Origin of the sequence: Binatus sp. (SeqCode), assembly GCF_050013435.1 — a bacterium.
Taxonomy (GTDB): domain Bacteria; phylum Desulfobacterota; class Binatia; order Binatales; family Binataceae; genus Binatus.
Genome location: NZ_JBEKFG010000020.1, coordinates 26952 through 46807, shown reverse-complemented (window position 1 = coordinate 46807; position 19856 = coordinate 26952). Strand labels below are relative to the sequence as shown.

17 protein-coding genes are annotated in these 19856 nt (G+C 64.1%); 5 read left to right on the top strand and 12 right to left on the bottom strand.

Annotated elements, in window-relative coordinates:
* From ABSB13_RS06130 to ABSB13_RS06100, 7 genes are all read right to left on the bottom strand, one after another.
* The coding region (locus ABSB13_RS06130; RefSeq protein ID WP_428106485.1) for a 6-pyruvoyl trahydropterin synthase family protein at positions 1-172 on the bottom strand (172 nt) is incomplete at its 3' end.
* A 13-nt stretch (positions 173-185) separates the two neighbouring features.
* Positions 186-1094, bottom strand: a complete 909-nt coding sequence (locus ABSB13_RS06125) for a hypothetical protein (RefSeq protein WP_428106480.1) — start codon at positions 1092-1094, stop codon at positions 186-188.
* A gap of 659 nt (positions 1095-1753) precedes the next feature.
* Positions 1754-5212 carry a UvrD-helicase domain-containing protein gene (locus tag ABSB13_RS06120; protein WP_428106478.1) on the bottom strand — a complete coding sequence of 1153 codons (3459 nt, stop codon included), beginning with the start codon at positions 5210-5212 and terminating at the stop codon, positions 1754-1756.
* 4 nt (positions 5213-5216) lie between these two features.
* Positions 5217-8483, bottom strand: coding sequence for a PD-(D/E)XK nuclease family protein (locus tag ABSB13_RS06115; protein ID WP_428106475.1), 3267 nt, complete (start codon positions 8481-8483; stop codon positions 5217-5219).
* Positions 8484-8684: 201 nt separating this feature from the next.
* Positions 8685-9530 carry an MOSC domain-containing protein gene (locus ABSB13_RS06110; RefSeq protein ID WP_428106473.1) on the bottom strand — a complete coding sequence of 282 codons (846 nt, stop codon included), beginning with the start codon at positions 9528-9530 and terminating at the stop codon, positions 8685-8687.
* 28 nt (positions 9531-9558) lie between these two features.
* Positions 9559-10272 carry a DUF2231 domain-containing protein gene (locus ABSB13_RS06105; RefSeq protein WP_428106471.1) on the bottom strand — a complete coding sequence of 238 codons (714 nt, stop codon included), beginning with the start codon at positions 10270-10272 and terminating at the stop codon, positions 9559-9561.
* Positions 10273-10435: 163 nt separating this feature from the next.
* Positions 10436-12121, bottom strand: coding sequence for a hypothetical protein (locus ABSB13_RS06100; protein ID WP_428106468.1), 1686 nt, complete (start codon positions 12119-12121; stop codon positions 10436-10438).
* Between the two features lie 83 nt (positions 12122-12204).
* On the opposite strand from ABSB13_RS06100, the gene ABSB13_RS06095 reads away from it, so the two are divergent.
* The 5 genes from ABSB13_RS06095 to selD are packed head-to-tail and all read left to right on the top strand — an operon-like array spanning position 12205 to position 16800.
* On the top strand, positions 12205-13995 hold the full coding sequence (locus tag ABSB13_RS06095; protein ID WP_428106467.1) for an ABC transporter permease subunit: 1791 nt from the start codon (positions 12205-12207) through the stop codon (positions 13993-13995).
* A gap of 39 nt (positions 13996-14034) precedes the next feature.
* A complete protein-coding gene (locus tag ABSB13_RS06090) occupies positions 14035-14793 on the top strand; it encodes an ABC transporter ATP-binding protein (protein ID WP_428106464.1) in 759 nt (252 codons plus the stop codon).
* Positions 14793-15281 (top strand): AAA-associated domain-containing protein, encoded by a 489-nt coding sequence (locus ABSB13_RS06085; RefSeq protein ID WP_428106461.1) that lies wholly within the window; start codon positions 14793-14795, stop codon positions 15279-15281. The genes ABSB13_RS06090 and ABSB13_RS06085 overlap by 1 nt, the downstream gene beginning before the upstream one ends.
* 26 nt (positions 15282-15307) lie before the next feature.
* Positions 15308-15679 carry a limonene-1,2-epoxide hydrolase family protein gene (locus ABSB13_RS06080; RefSeq protein ID WP_428106459.1) on the top strand — a complete coding sequence of 124 codons (372 nt, stop codon included), beginning with the start codon at positions 15308-15310 and terminating at the stop codon, positions 15677-15679.
* A 47-nt stretch (positions 15680-15726) separates the two neighbouring features.
* On the top strand, positions 15727-16800 hold the full coding sequence (gene selD / locus ABSB13_RS06075; protein WP_428106457.1) for a selenide, water dikinase SelD: 1074 nt from the start codon (positions 15727-15729) through the stop codon (positions 16798-16800).
* A gap of 134 nt (positions 16801-16934) precedes the next feature.
* Here selD and ABSB13_RS06070 read toward each other — a convergent pair whose 3' ends face one another.
* From ABSB13_RS06070 to ABSB13_RS06050, 5 genes are all read right to left on the bottom strand, one after another.
* A complete protein-coding gene (locus ABSB13_RS06070; protein WP_304823854.1) occupies positions 16935-17135 on the bottom strand; it encodes a cold-shock protein in 201 nt (66 codons plus the stop codon).
* Between the two features lie 192 nt (positions 17136-17327).
* Positions 17328-17621: a hypothetical protein gene (locus ABSB13_RS06065; protein ID WP_428106455.1), complete on the bottom strand. Its 294-nt coding sequence runs from the start codon at positions 17619-17621 to the stop codon at positions 17328-17330.
* Positions 17622-17707: 86 nt separating this feature from the next.
* A complete protein-coding gene (locus tag ABSB13_RS06060) occupies positions 17708-18016 on the bottom strand; it encodes a LuxR C-terminal-related transcriptional regulator (protein WP_428106454.1) in 309 nt (102 codons plus the stop codon).
* A 75-nt stretch (positions 18017-18091) separates the two neighbouring features.
* Positions 18092-18901, bottom strand: a complete 810-nt coding sequence (locus tag ABSB13_RS06055) for an enoyl-CoA hydratase/isomerase family protein (RefSeq protein WP_428106452.1) — start codon at positions 18899-18901, stop codon at positions 18092-18094.
* A 40-nt stretch (positions 18902-18941) separates the two neighbouring features.
* Entirely contained in the window at positions 18942-19856 is a 915-nt protein-coding gene (locus ABSB13_RS06050) for a class I fructose-bisphosphate aldolase (RefSeq protein WP_428106450.1), read from the bottom strand.

Here is a 19856-nt window from a genome sequence, read left to right as displayed (position 1 = left end):
CGAAATCGATCACGTAGCCGGTCTTCGCCAGCCGCCCCTCGACGTACACGCCGACCTGGTAGTTATGGCCATGCAGCGGTTCGCGAAACCCCGGGTAGGCGATAAAATGCGCGGCCGAAAATTTCAGGTTCTCTTTCGCCACATGAATTGAAAAAATCGCTTTCGATGCCATCGGCGGGTCCCCGTCACTCCACAATTCCGGCCAGCTCCAGGATTGCCGTCAAGCCCGGCGTGCGCCGCGACAAGGGCGAAAACCGCTCGCCGTAGCGCGCCGCGTCGATCGAGGTCGCCTCGATAAACCGGTCGCGCTCGCCGGCGGCGATCGGCCCGAGATGCTTTGCGAGCTCGCGCACCAGTTGCGCATCCGGATCGAATCGCGGCGCCAGGTCGCCTACGTCCAGCCCATGCAATCCGCCGAGCATACACTCCGCGTAGTATCCTATCTGTCCCGCGCGATCGAAACCGGGAAATTTGACTTGCACCGACTCCTCGAGCGACAGCAGCCGGTCCATCCCGAATTCCTGGCGTCGCGAGACAATCCTCGGGTCTCCGCTGCCTTCGAATCCCGAACCGATCGCAATTATCGCGACCCGGCCGTCGTCGATTTCGATCGGATGGAAAATATAGCCCCGCGACGTGTAGTCGAGTATCGAGCGCAGCGCCATCCGGTATGTGAGCGGGTCGAAATTCGTCCCGCTCGCGATCTTCATCAGGTACTCGCCGAGCGGTTTGCCCACCCGCTCCGCAAACCCGATCAACCGCTCGAACGCATAGGCATCGTAGTCCTCGCGCCGCGCGATCGTCGGCGCGGATTCACGATCGAAGGTCAGCAGCAGCCCGCCGATTCCGCCGCCGTGGAGGTCCGCCGCGGTCGATGCGCCAAGTGGCAGGCGGCGATCGACGGGCTCGATATCCATCGCCAGGTAGCTGCCATGGCTGGAAGGCTTGGCCAGTCCACGCCGCGCATTTCTGATCGAAACCGGAGCCGCGTCACGCGCCACCAGCCGGCTCGCGCCGCCGCGCCGCTCGGCCAGCAACCCATAGCCGCTAAGCAACGACCCGTATCCGACCACCAGTATTTCGCGATTGTGCAAAATCGTCCGATCCGCCTTGTGTCGTCCCGAGCGGAGTCTGCGCAGCCGGGGGAGCCCGGATCCGGGTTCCTTCGCTGCGCTCAGGATGACACAAAAAGCAGCCGCATTTCTTCCCCCTTACCCCCTTCTAACAGGGACGAAGTCCCGCATCTTTGTTTAACATTGGGTGCAGGGGTCACCCCTGCCGCCCGGCCGCCCATGTCATTCAGAGCGGAGTCTGCGGAGCGAAGAATCCCGGATCCTTCCTTTTCTGTCATTCCGAGCGAAGTCTGCGCAGCGAAGAATCCCGGATCCGGGTTCCTTCGCTGCGCTCAGGATGACTCAAAAAAGTGAGTCGACGGGTTTTTGTGATGCGCCGCAGCACCCTCACCTACCGCCCGCCAGGCGGTCGGCTGCCGCGTGCCCGTGGCACCTCCCGTAAAATAACGGGCGAGGTAAATTCCCCGCCGCTGCTCCCCACAGCCTGTTCTAACAGGGACGAAGTCCCGCATCTTTGTTTAACATTGGGTGCAGGACTCAGCCCTGCCATCGCGTAGTCGCGAAAAGATGCGCTGCGCAGATTTTCGCGTCTTCTCACTGCGGTGCAGGGCTCAGCCCTGCCCAAGGAGGTGCGGAACCCAAGGTGGGTTCCGCGTTCAATTAAGTGATTTGCCCTTCCCCTATATCCACAAGATCGCGCCGCTGGCAGGCCGCCCCGTGCTCTCCCTGACCGCCCGCACGTAGAACCTGATCTGCGCGCGATACTCGTCGAGCCGCGTCGCTACATCTACGTCAGTCTTGAAATCGACCACCGTCCAGACCGCGCCGCCGATTCCATTCTCGGCGAACGCGAGATCCGCGACCCCTTCGACTGCGGTGCCGTCTTCGAGCCGGATCATCAGCGGACATTCACGCATTACCGTATCCGCGGCTTTCGCGCGACGCATCAGTGGAGACTTGAGCGCGGCCTTTACGCAATTCACCGCGGCGGCGACCTCATCTGGCGGCGCGCCGATCATCTTGGCCGCGCTCGCCGCGATCTTGCCGATCTCGCGGGCGTCCGCGTCGAGCGGCGCACGCAGCATCGTAAGATGCACGAGGGTGCCGAATCGCTTGCCATGCGGCCGGCCGGGATCGCGACGCGTCTCTTCGATCGCGATCGCTTCCGCGTGCTGCGGTCCGGCGGCCGGCGATGCGAGCGCCAGCTCGGTCGCCGTTGCGACGTTCATCCTAGGCGCCATTCCCGCCGCGAGCATCGCCGCCCGGTTCGCGCTCCAATCCTCGCGCAGCTTGATCCCGCGATCTGATACGAGTTTATTTTCGTCGGCTTGCAGCAGCTTGTCCTGCCGAAGCCCCATCTTTTCTTCGACGTTCAGGATCAGCAGCCGCGGATCCCACCAGACTATCTGAATCCGATGTGCTCCCTGCTGAACCCGATGTAATCCCGGCGCCACCGATTTCATTTTGGCCGGCGCTTTGGCCGGGCGGGTCAGGATACTGTCGTCGCCGAATTCGGGGCATCCCGGCGGATGCGACGACGCGGGCACGCGCCGATCTGTCTGGGCCGGATAGACGACGGGATTCAGCCGCGAGAGCCAGCCGTCGGACTCTTCGTCGCCGACCGCCGGCACCACGATTAGATCGCGCGCGCGGGTGGCAGCCACGTAGAGCAGGCGGATTGCTTCCTCTTCGTCGCGGTCATGCTCTTTGGCCGCATGCTCCTGCAGTTCGCGCGGTGCGCAGCCCGCAAGCTCCATCGCGGCCAGCTTTGCCGCGGGCTCGATATATCGCGACGCGTCGGCGCGAGTTTCGTTGCAGGTGATATCGGCCAGGATGACGACCGGAAATTCGAGGCCCTTGGCGCGATGCACCGTCATGATCCGGACGCCCTCGGTGCCTTCCTCGACGATCGGCGTCTCGCTCGCCTCGTCGCGTTCGGCGCGCGCTTCGAGTTCATCGACGAAAGCCCGAAACGAGGTCATCCCGCCGCGAGCTTCGTAACGCCGCGCCTGGTCCATGATTCGCATGATATTCGCCAGCGCCTGCTCGCCGGTCGGCCAAATCGCGATTCCCGCATGCGCGCGAGTCATCGCCAGCAGCGTTGCGATCGTCTCGGCAATCGGCCTTCGATTACGCCCGCGATGCAATCCCATGAGCACATCGAGCGCGCCCTTCACTTCCCTGAGACTGTCGGGGATATCGTCGGGCAGCTTGCGAAACGGATGCAGGCTGCCTTGCGTCATGCGGAATTCGAGCAGCGCCGCATCCGTCAGCGCGAACACCGGGCCGCGCAGGGCCGCGAACACCGTCAACTCGTCGTCGGGCCGCTCGATTGCGCCGAGGATATTGCGGATCGCGATCACTTCTTCGCGCTCGTTGAAGGAGCCGCCCTTGACCAGGACGTGCGGGAGATGGCGCGCTTCGAGCGCGCGCAAGTACGGCCTGGTTACATCGCGCCCGAACGAATTCATGCGGCGAAACAGGATGCAGATATGGCGCGGACGAATCGGCACGCGCACTTCGGGCGCCTCGCGCTCGGTCACCGTCCATCCGCTTTCGTAAACCAGCCATCGCGCGTACGCGGCAATCGCCTCGGGAATCGACTCCTCGATTTTCCAATCGACCACCCGGCCGTAGTCGCCGTACGGTTCCGGCACCGGCAACACGACGATCGAAGGCTGAGTCTCCGGCTCGGCGCGATACGGCATCAACGGCGCATACGCCGGCTGCGTGCCCGATTCCTTGCTCATCAGCGGCGCGAACGCGGCATTGACCATGGTTTGAATCGACGGAGTCCCGCGAAAGCTCACCGTCAGATATTCGAGCTGCGCGCCGTGCATCAGCAGCAGTTGTTTGACGCCCTGGTAGAGCGAAACGTCGGCGCGGCGGAAACGGTAAATCGATTGTTTTGGATCGCCGACGATAAATAGCTTCCCGAGTATCGGCTTGACCTTGAGCCAGTTGGTCTCGGCAGGGTCGGCCGATGAGAGCAGCAGCAGGATTTCCGCCTGCAGCGGATCGGTATCCTGGAATTCATCGATGAAAATATGGGTGAAGCGATTTTGCAGCTCGGCGCGCACCGCCGGGTCGTCGCGGACCAGGTTGCGCGCGACCAGCAGCAGATCGAGGAAGTCCAGCCGCCCCGCGCGGCGCTTCAGGTCTTCGTAAATAGCGACGATCGGCCACAGCTCGTCGCGCAGGATAGGCGCGAGATTCGCGCCCGCATCGTCGCGAAACTTCTTGAGCCGCTCGCGCAGCTCGGCGCGCCGCCGGAAAACTTCGTCGCGCTTCGCCTCGCCAAAGTCACCGCCGTATCCCTTCCAGTCCCAGCGCCGCCCGCTGGATAGCGCGACCAACACCGACTCAAGCGCGTCGTAGTCGCGTCCGCGCACCGCCTCCAGCCGCGTCGCCTCGGCAACAGGCCGCGCGATCGCGTCGAGGCCCCTGGCCAGCCAGTCGTCGGGCTCGCCGAGTTCGGAAAGTTTGCCCAGCGCTTCGACCTCCGCGATGATCGCGTCGATCTCGGCGTCACGCTTCAGCGCCGAATGCTGCCAGGGGGAATCGAAGTCGCGCCAGTTCAGCAGCTCGAGCGCCGCGCGGCGCGCGATCGCGCGCGGCCCCGTGCGCTCCGACAGATCGCGCCGCCGCAGCAGGCGGCGCATCCCCTCGCCCGGATTGTCCAGCACCCGCTCGAACCATTGTTCGAACGCGGCGTCGAACATCTCGCCGGCAACGTCCTCGGGCGCGACTTCGAACATCGGATCGACTCGCGCTTCCACCGGCCGCTCCCGCAGCAGGTCGGCGCAAAACGAATGAATCGTTCCGATGCGTGCTTCTTCCAGTTGCTTGAGCGCCTCGTCGAAGCGCGCGCGCGCATCGCTCAAAAGTTCGGTGTTATGCCGCGCGCGTTCGATTTCGCCGCGCAGCCGCAGCTTCAGCTCGCCGGCGGCCTTCTCGGTGAACGTCACCGCGACGATCCGCGCCAGCTCGCCGCGCCCCGACCCGATCACCGACACGATTCGATTCACCAGCGCCGTGGTCTTGCCGGTGCCGGCGGCGGCCTCGATCAGGAGCGTGACGCCGAGGTCGTCGCGAATCCGATCGCGCACCGCCTGGTCGGCTATGATGATATCGGCCATGGGGTCAGCGCATCTCGCGCAGCCGGTGAAGCGGTTTAAGCCGCGCTTTCGGTTTGAGTCGTGAGCGCCGCTCCTCGTACGGGCCGCAGACGCGCTTGTAGTCGCACCATTCGCATTCGCGATCGTCCGGTGCGGCCGGCAGAAACCCCTCCTCCAGCGATTTTTTGATGATCGAGACGAATTCGCGCGCCGAGCGCCGCGCCTCGTCGTTGATTTCAACCACTCGCTCCTCGTAGCCGCCGGTCGCGGTACAGTAGTAAAGCCGCCCGGCGTAGATCGGCGCGCCCAGCATGCGTTCGGCCGCGAGCGCGTACAAAACCGGCTGCAGCGTCTTGCCGCCGCCGATTACGAAGTCCTTGGCGGCACGCACTTTCCCGGTCTTGTGATCGGTCACGCGAATTCGCCCGTCCGGGTGGCGCTCGAGCAGGTCGATCGACCCGCGCAGGCTCAGCCCGCCCTCGATTGCGACCGGCTCCGCCGAGCTATGCGGGTCCGCCTGCGCGCGATCGCTCAACCCGAAGCCGAGTTCGAACCATTCGGGCCGCCAGTGTTCCGGATCCTCGGCCGCGCGCCGCATCCATTCGCGCAAGTCGGCGCGGACTCCGTCGATTCCGTCGCGCCACACGCGCTCGATCGCCGGCGCAAGCTCGTCATGCCATCGCGCGGCGACCTCGTCGAGCCGCTCGTCGAGCAGCGCGGACGCGTCCTCGAGGTCTTCCGAGGTGACCGGCAGCACGTCGAGCTCTCTGAGCGCCGACAGGATTTCGTATTGGACCTCCGCAAACAAACTGCCGCGGGTGAGCGGATCGAGCGTCTCGATCGCCTCGGGTTCCTCGCGCGGCTCCAGCCGATGGACCGCTTGGAGAAAAAAACGATACGGGCATGCCGCGAAATTCTGCAGCGCGGTCGGCGAGTATGAACGCGCGGACAACTGATGCTTGCCGAGCGCCGCCAGCGCCGCCGCGTCCGGATCGACCAGCCCGTCCGCCGGCGTCCATCGCTTGAGCCAGCGCCGCGCCCGCGCGCGCAGCGCCCGCCCGAGATGCGGGTTGGCGCCGAGCAGGTAGTTCGCCGCACCGATCGTCGTATCCGGATCGGCGTCCACCAGTTTGTCCAGCACCGCCAGATCGAATTCCGCGTCATCGATCGCGTCGGCGGGATTTGCCGGCGCCGGCCATGAGAGCTGCGTCGGCAGCCACGCGGTGCGATTCGCCAGCTCATCGAAGCCGGGCAGGCGGCCCTCCGCAGCGCGCAGAATTTCAAGCGCATAAAACGACGGCACTCGCGGACGGCCCTGGTCAAGATCGACCCGCGGATAGGAAAACATCGCGCGCTCGCGCGCCGCGCCCGCCGCAATTCTCAATGCGAGCCGCTCCGCGTCGCGCCGCTGCTCATTGCGCGCGAGATGCGGACTCAGCCGCGCGCGCGCTGAATCGGAAAGGATCGGATCCTCGGTCAGCTTGCGCGGGAACATGCGCTCGGCAAGACCCGGAACGATGACGACGTCGAACTCCATGCCGCGCGCGCGACTCGGCGGCGCGACGAACACCGCGCCATAGCGGCGAACGCGCCGCGGAGCTTCCAGCCGTCCGAGCCGATCGTTCAGCACCAAACGCACCTCGTCTAGTCCGACCGGACCGACCGGCGCCATCGGTTCAAGCTCCGCCAGCGCGGCGAGAACCGGCTCGCGATCGCGAATCGCCAGGTCAACCAGCTCGCGAAGAAATTTGAGCCAGTCGCCCCAGGTCGCATCGCGCGGCGCCGCGTCGAGCATCGAAAGGATCGGCATCGCGACCTCGCCGAGATGCGCGAGGTCGAGAATTCGCCGCTCGAGGCCCGCCGCGCGCGCGTCGTCGTCGGCAATCTCCGCGCGCCGCGCCCTGAGCTCGTTACCCAAACCCGCCAGCCGCTTCTTCCATCTCTGCGCGCTGCCGATCACCGCCGCATCGACCAGCAGCCGTTCCCATCGCCACGGCGCCCGCGCCGTTCCATCGATGACCGGAACGGGATCGGCGGCGTCGATATTGTCAACTAAAGTGGTGGCGGCTTCGACTTCAAGATCCGACTCCAACGAGGCCGGCGCGAGTTCCGCGTCCGCGCCGATCGCCGGCTCATCGTCACGCGGGCTGCCGGGGTCGGGCACCTGGGCCAGCGAGAGATATTCCGCGAAACGGCGCGCCGAAAGATTTTCCGCGGCGCACGCGAGCAGCGCGAGCAGGGCGCGTCCTCCCGGCTCAGGCCGCCGCGTACCTCGCGCGAAGTAAGCCGGGATGCCCGCGCGGGCGAGCGCTTCCTGCAAGTACGGCGCATAGCGGACCGGGTCATGCAGCAGTACGGCGACTTGATCGAACGGCACGCCGCGGCGCGCCTCGGCGGCGATTCGCCGCGCGATCTCGACACACTCGTGCATCTCGCCCGGGGCCGAAACCACCGTCACGGTTTCGTCCACGGCGCGCTCGGGCGGTGCGGTGTCGGCGAACAAATGCGCCTGCAGACGCTCGAGCGAGGGCGCGACGCTTTCATTCGCGGGCGGCGGCAATACAGTTGCGCGCACGCCGAGCGCATCTTCAAGGAGCATTTGAACTGGCGCGTCGCCGGCGGGAATCGTGGCGAGAATTGACGGCGAACGTGCTGCAAGAGCCGCAATAAAGTCGCGGTCGAGCGCGCCGTCCACAGATGGATCGAGCAGCACAACCGGCAGTCCAACGAAGCGCGGCGGCGGACTGGCGAGCACGGCGCGAGTCGCGACTTTCAGCATCCCGGCGCGATCGATCAGTTTGGCATCGGCCAACTCCGCGTCGAATTGCGCCAACGTCGCGGCGATCGCCTCACCCGCGCCGCCGAGCGCACGCAACTCGTCAACGGCGATATCGTTCCATCGAAGCTCGATCAGCGTCCGCGCGAGCGCGCGTGAAAAACCGGGACGATTCAACACCGGTTCGAAATGCGCGAGCGCTCCCGACGGCAGCAGGCGGAAGACCGCGCGCGCTGCGACCGCCTCGGCCGCGAGTCCGTCCGCGGGTGCGAGATCGGCATGCGCCAGCTCCTCGGCGGCGAGCAGCCCGACCAGCCGGTTGAGCGTCAAGCGATGCACCCCGAGCATCGCGCCGCGCGAAACCGCGAACGCGCGCACCAGGTCGTCGGCGGCCTCCTTGACCGACGCGATCACGAGAACTTCGCGGGCAGATGGCTGCGACTCCAGCCACGCGCGGGCGGCGGCGATGCGGCCGGCGGCGCGCTCCGAGATTATGATTTCACGAAAAGCTGGCATCGACGCGGCGCGACTCGATGCCGCGCCACAACACTATCGTCTTCCCCGCGGATCGGATCCCGCAAGAGGGCACGCGGCGTTGTTTCCACAACGCGAGCAGGGGGTGACCCCTGCACCCAGTGAAAAGAGAAGACGCGAGAACTAAGCGGGCGAGGAAACAGAGTTTCGAGCAGGTTACGCAAAGCTCTCCCGTCAGGGGAATTATTGATCCAGGTACACCGGATCGCCGACGCGAACCCGGCCCGGCGCGCCGATCGACGCGAATACGCCGACGTTGGCCTGATGATGGAACGCGGCGGTGCGCAGGATCGTATAGTCGCGCGGGAGGTCTTGCTGCGGATGCGTCGTCATGACGCAGCGCAGCGCGGGCCGCATCGCGACAATCTTCAGGCTGTCGCCGACTTCGAGCGTACCGCCCAGCCACTCGTCCTCGATGAAAGCGTCGTCGCGCTCGCCGGTGTCGACGAAAATATTCGGACGGAAGCGGCGCGGATCGAAAACCGAGCCGGGCGCGGCGAGTTTTGCCATATGCCGCAGCGTGCCACTGGCGATCACGTGCATTACCGCGGAGTCGAAAAAACTGTCCTTCTCGAGTGGCATGCAATCGGGCAGCATCGCGGCGGTAAGGCCGGGAATGACCTTGTCGACCGGCACGTCGGCGAAAACGGTCGCGGGGTCGATTCCGGCGAGCTCGCCATGCGCGGTCGCGGCGCGCTCGAGGCTAACTTTGCGGCCGAGCGCCGCGGAAATCAGTTCGGACGCGTCTGCGTCCTCGGCGTGAATCATCCGCCCGCCGGGCAACTCGATTGTCACGGGCGGGACGCCTCCGGAGGCGGGCGCGCCCTCGCAGGACGCCCGAAATTCGAAGAGCCGCGCGAACTTCTTCGCGCTGGCGATGTGCCGCGTCGCCAGCTCTCTGAGCGCGTACGCGCGATCGCCGACCGCGCCACGCTCGGTGAAATGAAGCTCGTCGAGTTGCTCACCGAGCATCGACTTAACCGGGTAGCGCGCGAGCGCGCTGACCTTGCCAATCATTCGCCGCGTCATCTCGAACCTTCTGCTTGCTCCGATTTTATCACATCTTTACGCCGCCGCTCGACGCGGCCGAGGGTTGAGCGGTCGGGCTCAAGGCCGGCGTGTTGGCCGGCATTGGCGAATCCGTCGGTTTGGATTCTGACGCGGTGGGAATCGCCGGCGGCGCGGTCGACGTCGGCAGCGGCGCGGTCGATGTCGGCAGCGGGGTCGGCACGGACACCATCGGAATCGCTCCCGAGGAAGCGGGCGCGGGCGAAGGACTCGCGTTTTCCGACGGAACTGGAGCGGCCGCCATCAGAGCCGTGCCTGCGCCGTAATCGTACACGAGCACGCCGCCGAGATGCGCTTGATAACCCAATACAACGATCGCCACGAAGGCGACGATAAGATAGATCGCGCGCGATCCCGCCATGAAGCCGAATCCCTGAATCAGGATTCGCCACAGCGCGAGGATGCCGAAGGTAATCCCGAGGTACTCGCCCAGCTCACCGTGCCTATTCAAGATATCCTTGGCCGGCTGGCCCAGGGCGTTCCAGATGCGGTTGGCCTCCATACCGCCGGTGAAGTACGAAGCGCCGGCCGCGAGCGCGCCCAGGATGATCAGCAACAGGGCGGTGTACTGAAGCCAGATGCGAGTGGGAGCGGCGCTCGCGACGAGATCGATCAGCACGGCGACGATCAGCAGCGCGACCGTGAAATGATCGACGACCTGATGCAGTTGCCAGGGTTGGAGAAATTTCACCACAGAGTCCATCGGTGCTCCTTGAATTGGACGGGATCCGAGTACGCGCGTGCAACTAACACGGGAAGCTGCGTGGCGCGATGCGCGGTCTGTGCAGTTTATCGCAAAGCTTCGGGCCGCGCGCAAATCTGGGGTGTCCGCGCGCGGAAATCGACGGGGCGAAGAATTCGCGAAGTCAGCGCGACGGCGTGCGGTCGGGCTGCGGTATCGCGATCTCGAGGTCGCGTATCTCGACGTCGCTCCAGGTGCGTTGCGTGAGCAAATAACGGATCGCGCCGGTGATCGTCAGTGTGCCGAAATCCGGCGTCCACCACTCCTCGAATCCAAAATCCGGTGCGTCAGGGTTGCCGGCGAGCGCGCCGCTTTGCGTCTTGCCGATCGTCACGACGATGCTCGCATCCGCGGGCGAATCCGACAGCGCAAAATCGCGCAGATACCATCGCACCTGCGGCGTTTGGTCGTCGTCGGGGATCATCGCGCTCGCGCGGGGCGGTGAAACCGCATTGCTCGCCCGCCGACATTCCCTGACCGTCTGAATCGAGGTCGCCGGTTCGGACCAGAACAACAGCGCGTGCCGACGCCACGGCGCCTCGCTGGTGTCGGGGGCAGGATAAGCAAAATTGGCGGTGAGCTGAACGTAGAGCGTGAGCGCGACGCCCGCCGCAATCGCATAACGAATCGAGTACCATCGCTCCGACTGATGCATCCAATCCAATCCGTAGGCAGCGAGGATGGTCAACGGCAGAAGAATCGCGAGCACCGCGTCAGAGCGATTTGCGCCCACCGCCGCAAGCATCACCAGGCTGACGATCGCCCACATCACCGACCACACCGCAAAGCGGTCGGCGATACGCCGTGAGACGATCGCGAAGGCTCCAACAATCGCGAGAATCGTGAGAAAGAATTCGTAAGCCACCAAAATCGGGACCAATCTGCGAGCTGCGCGGCCGAAGGCAATCGAGGGCGGGACAAATGCGGCGCGCAGATCGTATTCAACCACTGTTGCGAGAGACCGGGTGAAAAAAGCGGTCGCGAGCATCCACCACAGGCCGGCGGCGACGATCGCGCAGACGATCACGAGCACGCGACGCCGATCCCACCATACGCGCAAGCGCAAGCGCCGATGATCGAGTCGCACGGCGTCGCCCGCGCCGACGAGAATCAGCGATACGATCATCGCCGCCGCGGTCAGGTAGCCAATCGGATCCGCGGAGAGCCACAGCGCGATCGCGACGCCCAATCCCGCCGCGCGGATCACGCCCGGCCGCCGGCGCATGCTCTGGGCGAATGCGATCGCGATCATCATGAACGCAATCGACGCGATGGCCGTCGAACCGCCGCGCGAAAAATAAGTCACGCTCGGCGAAATCGCGATCAAAGCGGCGAAGGCAAGCGCTCCCGCGCGCCCGATGAACGGGCGCATCGCAAATCCGCTGGCGACGATCAGCAGACCGGATAGCATCACGACAATTCGCGAGGTGGCGTCCGTCGCGCCGGCGGCCGCGAAGATCCAACCCTGGAGTATCGCGACCCACGAGGCGTGAAGACCGGCGCCCGACGCGAGCGTGGCGCTCCCGTGGGTCGCGATCGCGAGCGCCGCAAGCGCATCGCGCGCCTGCACGGCATCGAGCGGACGGGCGCCCAGAGCGATCGCGCGCGTGACGAGCGCATAGACGGCGACCAGGTACCATCCCAGGTGCTCGGCCGTGACGACGTAAACCGCTCGCGTCAACCGTTCGTGGCTCAGGTTGACGGCGGTCTCGGTCGTCAGCGGCACGAGCCGAGGCTCATGCTCGGCAAGCTCGATGGATTCATCGCCGAGGCGCCACTCGTCGTCTGGAATTCTATCCGTACCGGCCATTATTATTTTCCGCTCTTGCGATTTCGCTATTGCCTGGATTGCGCAATGTCAACGCCGGCGCGCCGAAAATTAATGCGTCCGAAATGCGGTTTGCGCTTGAGCGCAACGGCGGCGCGGCTATGCTGGGAGTTTCGGGTCACGCGAAAATGTTCAAGCTCGAAATAAATCCGCGACGGCTGGTTAACGGCTCGCTCTCCTTCCTTGCGCTTGCCGCAATTATCGCGCTGTTCTTCGCCTATCGCAGCCACGCCCAACATCTCATTGCGCACAACGTCCCCACCTCGATCGGGCATCTTCCATATTACGCGTTCTGCTCGTTTTACCGGATGCTCGCGGCGTACATAATCGCGCTGATTTTTTCGATCATCTATGGCATGGCGGCGGCGCGCGGAGGGCTGTACGAGCGCATCCTGATTCCCGCCATCGACATCGCGCAGTCGGTGCCGGTGGTCGGTTTTTTCCCCGCCGCGGTCTTTTTCTTCGTCGCGCTCACGCACGGCAGCCGGCTCGGCGTGGAGATGGCGGCGGTCTTTCTGATCTTCACCAGCCAGGCGTGGAACATGGCGCTGGGCGTTTACGAAGCGGTCAAAACGATTCCCGACGATTCGCGGGACGCACTCGAGTCGTTCGGCGCGCGCGGATGGCTCAAGTTCAAGCGTCTGCTGATGCCGGCGAGCGTGCCGAAGCTGGTGTACAACTCGATCCTGTCGTGGGTGGCGGGATGGTACTTCCTGATCGCGTGCGAAATCATCACGGCCGGTCCCGCCACCTACCGGCTGCCCGGGTTGGGCAGTTTTCTGTGGGAGGCCTCCGAGAAAGGACGCAACTTCGATCTCGCCGCGGGACTTCTCACCTTGCTCGCGATCATCGTGTTGATGGACATGATCGTCTGGCAGCCGCTCTCGACGTGGGCGGAGAAGTTTCGCTACGAATTTGCGGCGTCGTCGGGCACCGCGCAATCGCTGGGGATGTTCGACGCGCTGTCGGGCGTCGGCCCGGCAGTGACGCGCGTGCTGCGCTCGATCCTGGTGCCTCCGACGAGACTGATCGCGACCGCATTGAACGCGATCCCGCGCGGGCCGCAGCTATCGCCGGAACAAAGCAGGCGCGTTGGCCAAATCGTGCGAACGATTGTGATCGGCGCAATCGTGATCTTCACCGCATGGGCGTTGGCGCGGGGCTTTATCGCGTTGATCAGAACGCTCTCGCATCCGTGGCCGCCGGACGCAAAACAGATCCCGGAGGCGATCGTCGCCTCGACGATTCGCATGACGATCGCCTACGCGATCTCGCTGACGTGGACCGTGCCGTGCGCGCTGGCCGCCAGCGAGAGTCCGCGCTTCAACCGGGTGCTGTCGCCGATCGCGGAAATTGTCGGCTCGATGCCCGCGACGGCGCTGTTCCCAATCATCGTTGCCGCCTTCATCGAGTTTACCGGCGGGATGAATGTCGCGTCGATCGTGCTGATCCTGACGGGGATGCAATGGTACCTGCTCTTCAACCTGCTGGCGGGCGTAAACCAGGTGCCCGAGGACTTGAAGGAAGCCGCGCGCGCGTTCGGGCTCTCGCGCGTCGCGCGATGGCGCAAGCTGATTTTACCGGCAGTGACGCCGTCGCTGATCACCGGCAGCATCACCGCGTGGGGTGGGGGATGGAACGCGCTAATCCTGTCCGAATACTTCGTGTACAATAACCAGACCCATCAAGTACTGGGAATCGGCGCGCTGCTGGACGCTGCCACCTATAAGACCGGCAACGGTGTGATGATCCTGCTGAGCCTGCTATCGATGATACTGGTGGTGCTACTGTTGAACCGGCTGATGTGGCGGCCCTTGTACAACCTGGCCACGGAGCGATACAGGCTGGACTACTGACGCGTGCATGACTATGTGCGATTCGGACTCATCTGACCCATGGCCCTCCTCGAGCTCAAACACATCTCGAAGAATTTTGCGCACGCCAAGGGCACCTTGCAGGTGCTCGACGACATCAGCTTCAACGTGGATGAGGGCGAGTTCGTCGCGATCGTCGGCCCGTCGGGATGCGGCAAGTCAACGCTGCTGCGCATCATCAGCGGTATCGTGCCGATGACATCGGGACAGGTGCTGTACCGCGGGCGCCAGGTCGATGGGATCAATCTCGAATGCGCACTGGTGTTCCAATCGTTTGCACTGCTGCCGTGGCTGTCGGTCAAAGCCAACGTGGAACTCGGGCTGGAAGCGCAGGGATTGCCGCTGGCCGAGCGCGAGAAGCGCGCCGGAATCTATATCGACAAGGTGGGACTCGACGGCTTCGAGGAGGCCTACCCGCGCGAGCTTTCGGGCGGAATGAAGCAGCGCGTCGGTTTCGCGCGCGCGCTGGCGGTCGAGCCCAAGGTGCTGCTGATGGACGAGCCGTTTTCGGCGCTGGATGCGCTGACGGCGATCACGCTGCGCGAGGAAATGCTCGAAATCTGGCAGGCGCCCGACATGCCGGTAAAAAATATCGTGCTCGTCACCCACATTATCGAGGAGGCAATCGAGCTGGCCGATCGCGTCATCGTGATGGCGTCGGGGCCCGGACGGATCGTCAAGGATCTCAAAGTCGAATTGCCCAGACCGCGCGACCGCCGCGCTGAAGCATTCAACGCGCTGACCGACAAGGTCTTCTCGCTGATCGAGGAGCGCGGCTGATGACTGCTGCGTCAATATATCCGCTTCCCGATTGCGCGCTGACGCTGGTCTTCGGCTTGCTCGAATTGCTCGAGGATCGCGGCGGGCGCGAGGACGGTTACAAAATAGCGCGCGACCTGCATTTCAATTTCGGCGATTTGCTCAAGGTGATGAAGGCCGCGGAAATCCTCGGCTTCGTTTCAACTCCGGCCGGTGACGCGGTGCTCGAACCGCTTGGTAAGCAATTTCTCGACGCGAAGATCAACGAACGCAAGCTGCTGGTGCGCGAGCAATTGAAGAAACACAGCCTCTTCAGCTACTTCATCCGCCTCCTGCACGGCACCGAGGACAAGTCTCTTACCAAGGAAACCGTGCTCGGCCACCTCGCGATGCTGCTGCCGAGCGAAAAGCCCGAGCGCCAGTTTTCCACGATGGTGAACTGGGGGCGTTTCGCCGAGCTGTTCGGCTATAACAAGGACGAGGACCGCTTTTATCTCGACAACGAATAGGCGCGCGCGCCAGGGGAGAAATCGCGATGGCTACCGATGCTGAAAAAGTCGTGACCGAATTCTGCAACGCGTGGCCGCGCAAGAATATCGACGAACTGCTCGGCTTCTTCACCGACGACGCCGTCTATCACAACATCCCGTTCGAACCGGCCCGCGGCAAAGACGCCATCCGCGCCGCCATCAACACCTTTCTGCCGATGGCCAAGTCGCTTCATTTCAAAGTGCTGAACAGCGCCAGCGCCGGCAACGTCGTCTTCAACGAGCGCGTCGACGTCTTCGACCTGGGCGGCGGCAAGACGATTTCGCTGCCGGTCGCAGGCGTGTTCGAGGTCAGCGGCACCAAGATCAGCGCATGGCGCGACTACTTCGACATGGCGATGTACACCAAGCAGATGTAGCGCACGCTCGGCTGACATCGCCGCCGCGATGCGCGACAATAGGCGCGATGTCCAAACCGAAGGACCACAATCCCTCGCGGGGCGACCGCATTCGCCTGACTGCGCGGTGCAAGGCTGCGGATTGGGCCGGTGAGCACGGTCCGGCGGACCTCTGCGCAGTGCTGGCGCGGCTCGATTTGCCGAGCCACCCTGATTTGCTCTTCGGAATCTCCACGGGCGACGACGCCGGAGTGCTGCGTCTTTCCGGCGATCTCGCGATCGTGAATAGCGTCGATTTTTTCACACCGGTGGTTGACGATCCTTTCACCTATGGACAAATCTCCGCCGCCGGCGCGCTCTCGGACGTCTATGCGACAGGCGGATTACCGCGCACCGCGCTGAGCATCGTATGCTGGCCGCAGACCGGATTGCCCGGCGCCCTGCTCGCCGAAATTATCCGCGGCGCAGCCGAGAAGGCGCGCGAGGCCGGCGTCGTAATCGTTGGCGGTCACACCGTGGTCGGCGAAGAAGTGAAATTCGGGATGGCTATCACGGGAGTGATCGATCCGCACCGAATCGTGCGCAATGTCGGCGCGCAAGCCGGCGACGCGCTCGTGCTCACCAAGGCGCTCGGCACGGGAATCCTGATGACCGCCTTCAAGCGCGACAAGCTGGCCGAGGAACCATACCAGGCCGCGGTCCGCTCGATGACGCAGCTCAACGCCGCGGCCGCATCCGCGATGCTTAAGTACGACGTTCATGCCGCCACCGGCATCGCGGGATTCGGTCTCGCCGGTCATGCGCTGAAGATGGCCGAGGGCAGCGCCGCTACGATCGTTTTCGAGGAATCCGACTTGCCGCTCCTACCCGGAGTGCTCGATCAATGCCGCGCCGGAATGATTCCCGGCGGCGGCGAACGCAATCGCGAGTACTACGCGCCAGGCGTCCGCATCTCCGACGAAGTTTCCGACGAGATCGTGGCGGTTGCCTTCGATCCGCAGACCTCCGGCGGATTGCTGATCGCGATCCCCGACAAGCAGTCCCTTGCCCTGCTCGCGGAGCTTCAAAATTGCGGGCATCGCGACGCCGCGATTATCGGCCGCGTCACGCCTCGCCGCGAACACCCGATCGAATTAGTCTGACCAAGGGCCGACCAGCTTCATCAGCTGGATCGCCTCGGTCGCACGGCACCGCGACGGCTCGCACGCGTCGTGCGCCCGGTCATCGGCGGTCGAACCGTCCCCCCCTTTCCCCGGAAATCTCCCGGCGCGCCCCCCTATCCCTTGTTGACGTTTGAGGCCTGCAATCCTTTGGGCCCTTGCGCGACCTCGAACTCAACGCGCTCCCCCTGCTCAAGCGAGCGGAAACCTGCTCCATCGATGGCGCTGTAATGAACGAACACTTCCTGCCCGTCCTCCATCGTGATGAAGCCGTAGCCCTTCTTCGGGCTGAACCACTTAACCGTCCCGTTAGCCATTTTCCCCCATACCTCCTGAAGGGAACCGGCCGGAGCACCCCCCTCAGGGCCTCCTCCCGCCGGCGACGCGCTTCCCCAAGCAACGCGCGTAACGGCGCGCATATAGCACAAGATGAGGCGCATACCAAATAGGTAAAATACTCGAAACCGAGCCGTAATATGTTTGGGATCGAGAACCGGGCGGTGCGAGAGCTAATATTGCCAGCGGCGAATTGGGCGGGCATGCATGTGGCAGTGATCGGGAATCTGGCGCATCACGGCGTCGATGCCGAATTTATCGGCGCCGTACTTCGCGCGCGCGACCAGTGACAGCGCCTCGATCATGAATTCGCGCTCCTGGTCGGTGGGCACGGCGCGATGCTCTCCGAGGACGGCCATCGGAGTGTCGCACGAATCGCAGTCCAAGATCGTAAACTTGAAGGGGTAAACGAAGTCGGCGTAGCGCTGCGTATAATTACGCAGTTCGCACAGTTCGCATTTCGGCATCGACTAAGCCGTCGTCGATTCGCGCGCAGTCCGCAACCGACGCGTCGCGAGCCATGGCGGCCCGCGACGCGTCGAAGCGCAAATTCCTACTTCGTCGTTGCGGAAGCTGCCGCCGCGGGCGCAGGCGCCGCCGGTACCTCTCTGCCGCTCTTGGTGTGCGCCAACGACTTGGTAGCCGCCTTGGCCGCGAGCTTTGCCTTCTTCTTGCAGCGATAGACGCTCGTGGTCGAGATGTTGAGGTCGGCGGCGATATCCTTGTTATGCTTGCCGCTGTTGACCTCGTTCATCACAGCGTCGCAATCGACCTTGTTGGCGAATGCGGGCCGCGCATTCGTCGCAAACGCGACGGTCGTCGCGAGCATCGCCGAGGCCACCACCAGCGCAAATTTCTTCACCAGCATTTTCTCCCCCGCACAGGTTAGGGTTCTTTCAAACGAAGGACAGTATTTCAAAATGCACGCGTCATCAACCTAGCGTTTAGGCGTGGCCAATCCCGGAAAGGACGGTTGGCGTTTTTCCTGGATGGCGGCGACGCCCTCGGTCAAATCGGCGCCGAAAAATCCCATCATCTCGAGCGCCAGCGATGCGTCGAACGCCGGGCCGGCCACGCGCAGCCAATTGTTGAGCGAACGTTTGGTGAATCTCACCGCCTGTTGCGGGCCGCGCGCGAGCTTGCGCGCGACTTCCATCGCCCTGTCCATCAGCTTGTCGGCCGGAACGCACAGGCTCACCAGCCCGATGCGTTCGGCCTCCTTGCCGTCGATGAACTCCGCCGTCATCAGGTAGTACTTCGCCTTGGCCATGCCGCACAGCAGCGGCCAGATGATCACCGCATGATCTCCGGCCGCGACGCCAAGGCGCAGATGTCCGTCGGTGATGCGCATCGCCTCCGACGCGATGCTGATATCCGCCATGAACGCGACCGCCAATCCCGCGCCGACGGCGACGCCGTTGATCGCGGAGATGATTGGCTTGTCGAGGTTGATCATGTTGTAGACGATGTCGCCGGCTTCCTTCCACGCCTTGCCGACGTTGGCCGCGCTCGCCGACATCTGCGTAATCATGTCGAGGTCGCCGCCCGCCGAAAACGCGCGCCCGGCGCCGGTAATCACCACGACGTTGGTTTCGTCGTCGTCGGCAACGTCGAGCCACACGCGGCTCAACTCGAAGTGGAGGCGGCTGTTGGTGGCGTTGAGCACCTCGGGACGATTGATCGTGATGAGCAGGATGCCATCGTCGCGGCGCTCGAACAGGAGATGCTGGTACTCGCTGTATTTCATCTTTTCAATTGCACCGTCATGCGCATGGACGGATGCCTGATCAGCCTTTGTAAATGTCGATGACCTTGCCGAGCAGCGCGATCGCTTCGGGCTTCGGACGCTGAAAGCTGTTGCGGCCGATGATCGAGCCGTAACCGCCGCCGGCGTGAATCCCGCGGACGGTGTTCAGCAACGAGTCGTCGGTTTCCTTGGCGCCACCCGAGAAAATCACGATGCGCCGGCCGTCGAAGGCCGACTGTATGACATGCTTGATGCGCGCCGAGAACGGTTCGAGTGGAACCTCGCTGGCCTCGTACGCTTTTTTGGCCTCGGCCTGTTCGATAAAAGCGGTGGGCGGCTTGACCTTGATCATTTGCGCACCGAGTTGCGCCGCGATTTGCGCCGCATACGCAACAACGTCGAGCGCGGTCTCGCCCTGCTTGCTGACGCCGGAGCCGCGCGGGTACGACCATAGGACCAGCGGCAGTCCATTGGCCCTGGCCTCCTCGCCGATTTCGCGCGCCTCCTGGTACATCGACTTCTCCTGCGTCGAGCCCGGGTAGATCGTCAGTCCGATCGCCGCGCATCCCAGGCGCAGAGCGTCCTTGACGCTGGCGGTCACGGCCAGCGCGGGATCTTTTTCCTCGTTGAGAACGTCGTGATTGTTGGCCTTCAGGATGAGCGGAATCTCGCCGGCGTACTCGCACGCGCCCGCCGCGAGAAATCCGAGCGGCGCCGCGTATGCGTTGCATCCCGCGTCGATGGCGAGCTGAAAGTGATAGCGCGGGTCATAGGCGGGCGGATTGACCGCGAAGCTGCGCGCCGGGCCATGCTCGAAGCCCTGGTCCACCGGCAGGATTACGAATTTGCCGGTGCCCGCGAGCTTGCCATGGTTAAGCATCCGCGCCAGGTTGCTGCGCACACCGGCGTTTTCGGAATCGTAATAGCCAAGAATCTCTCGAACTCGCTTAGTCAT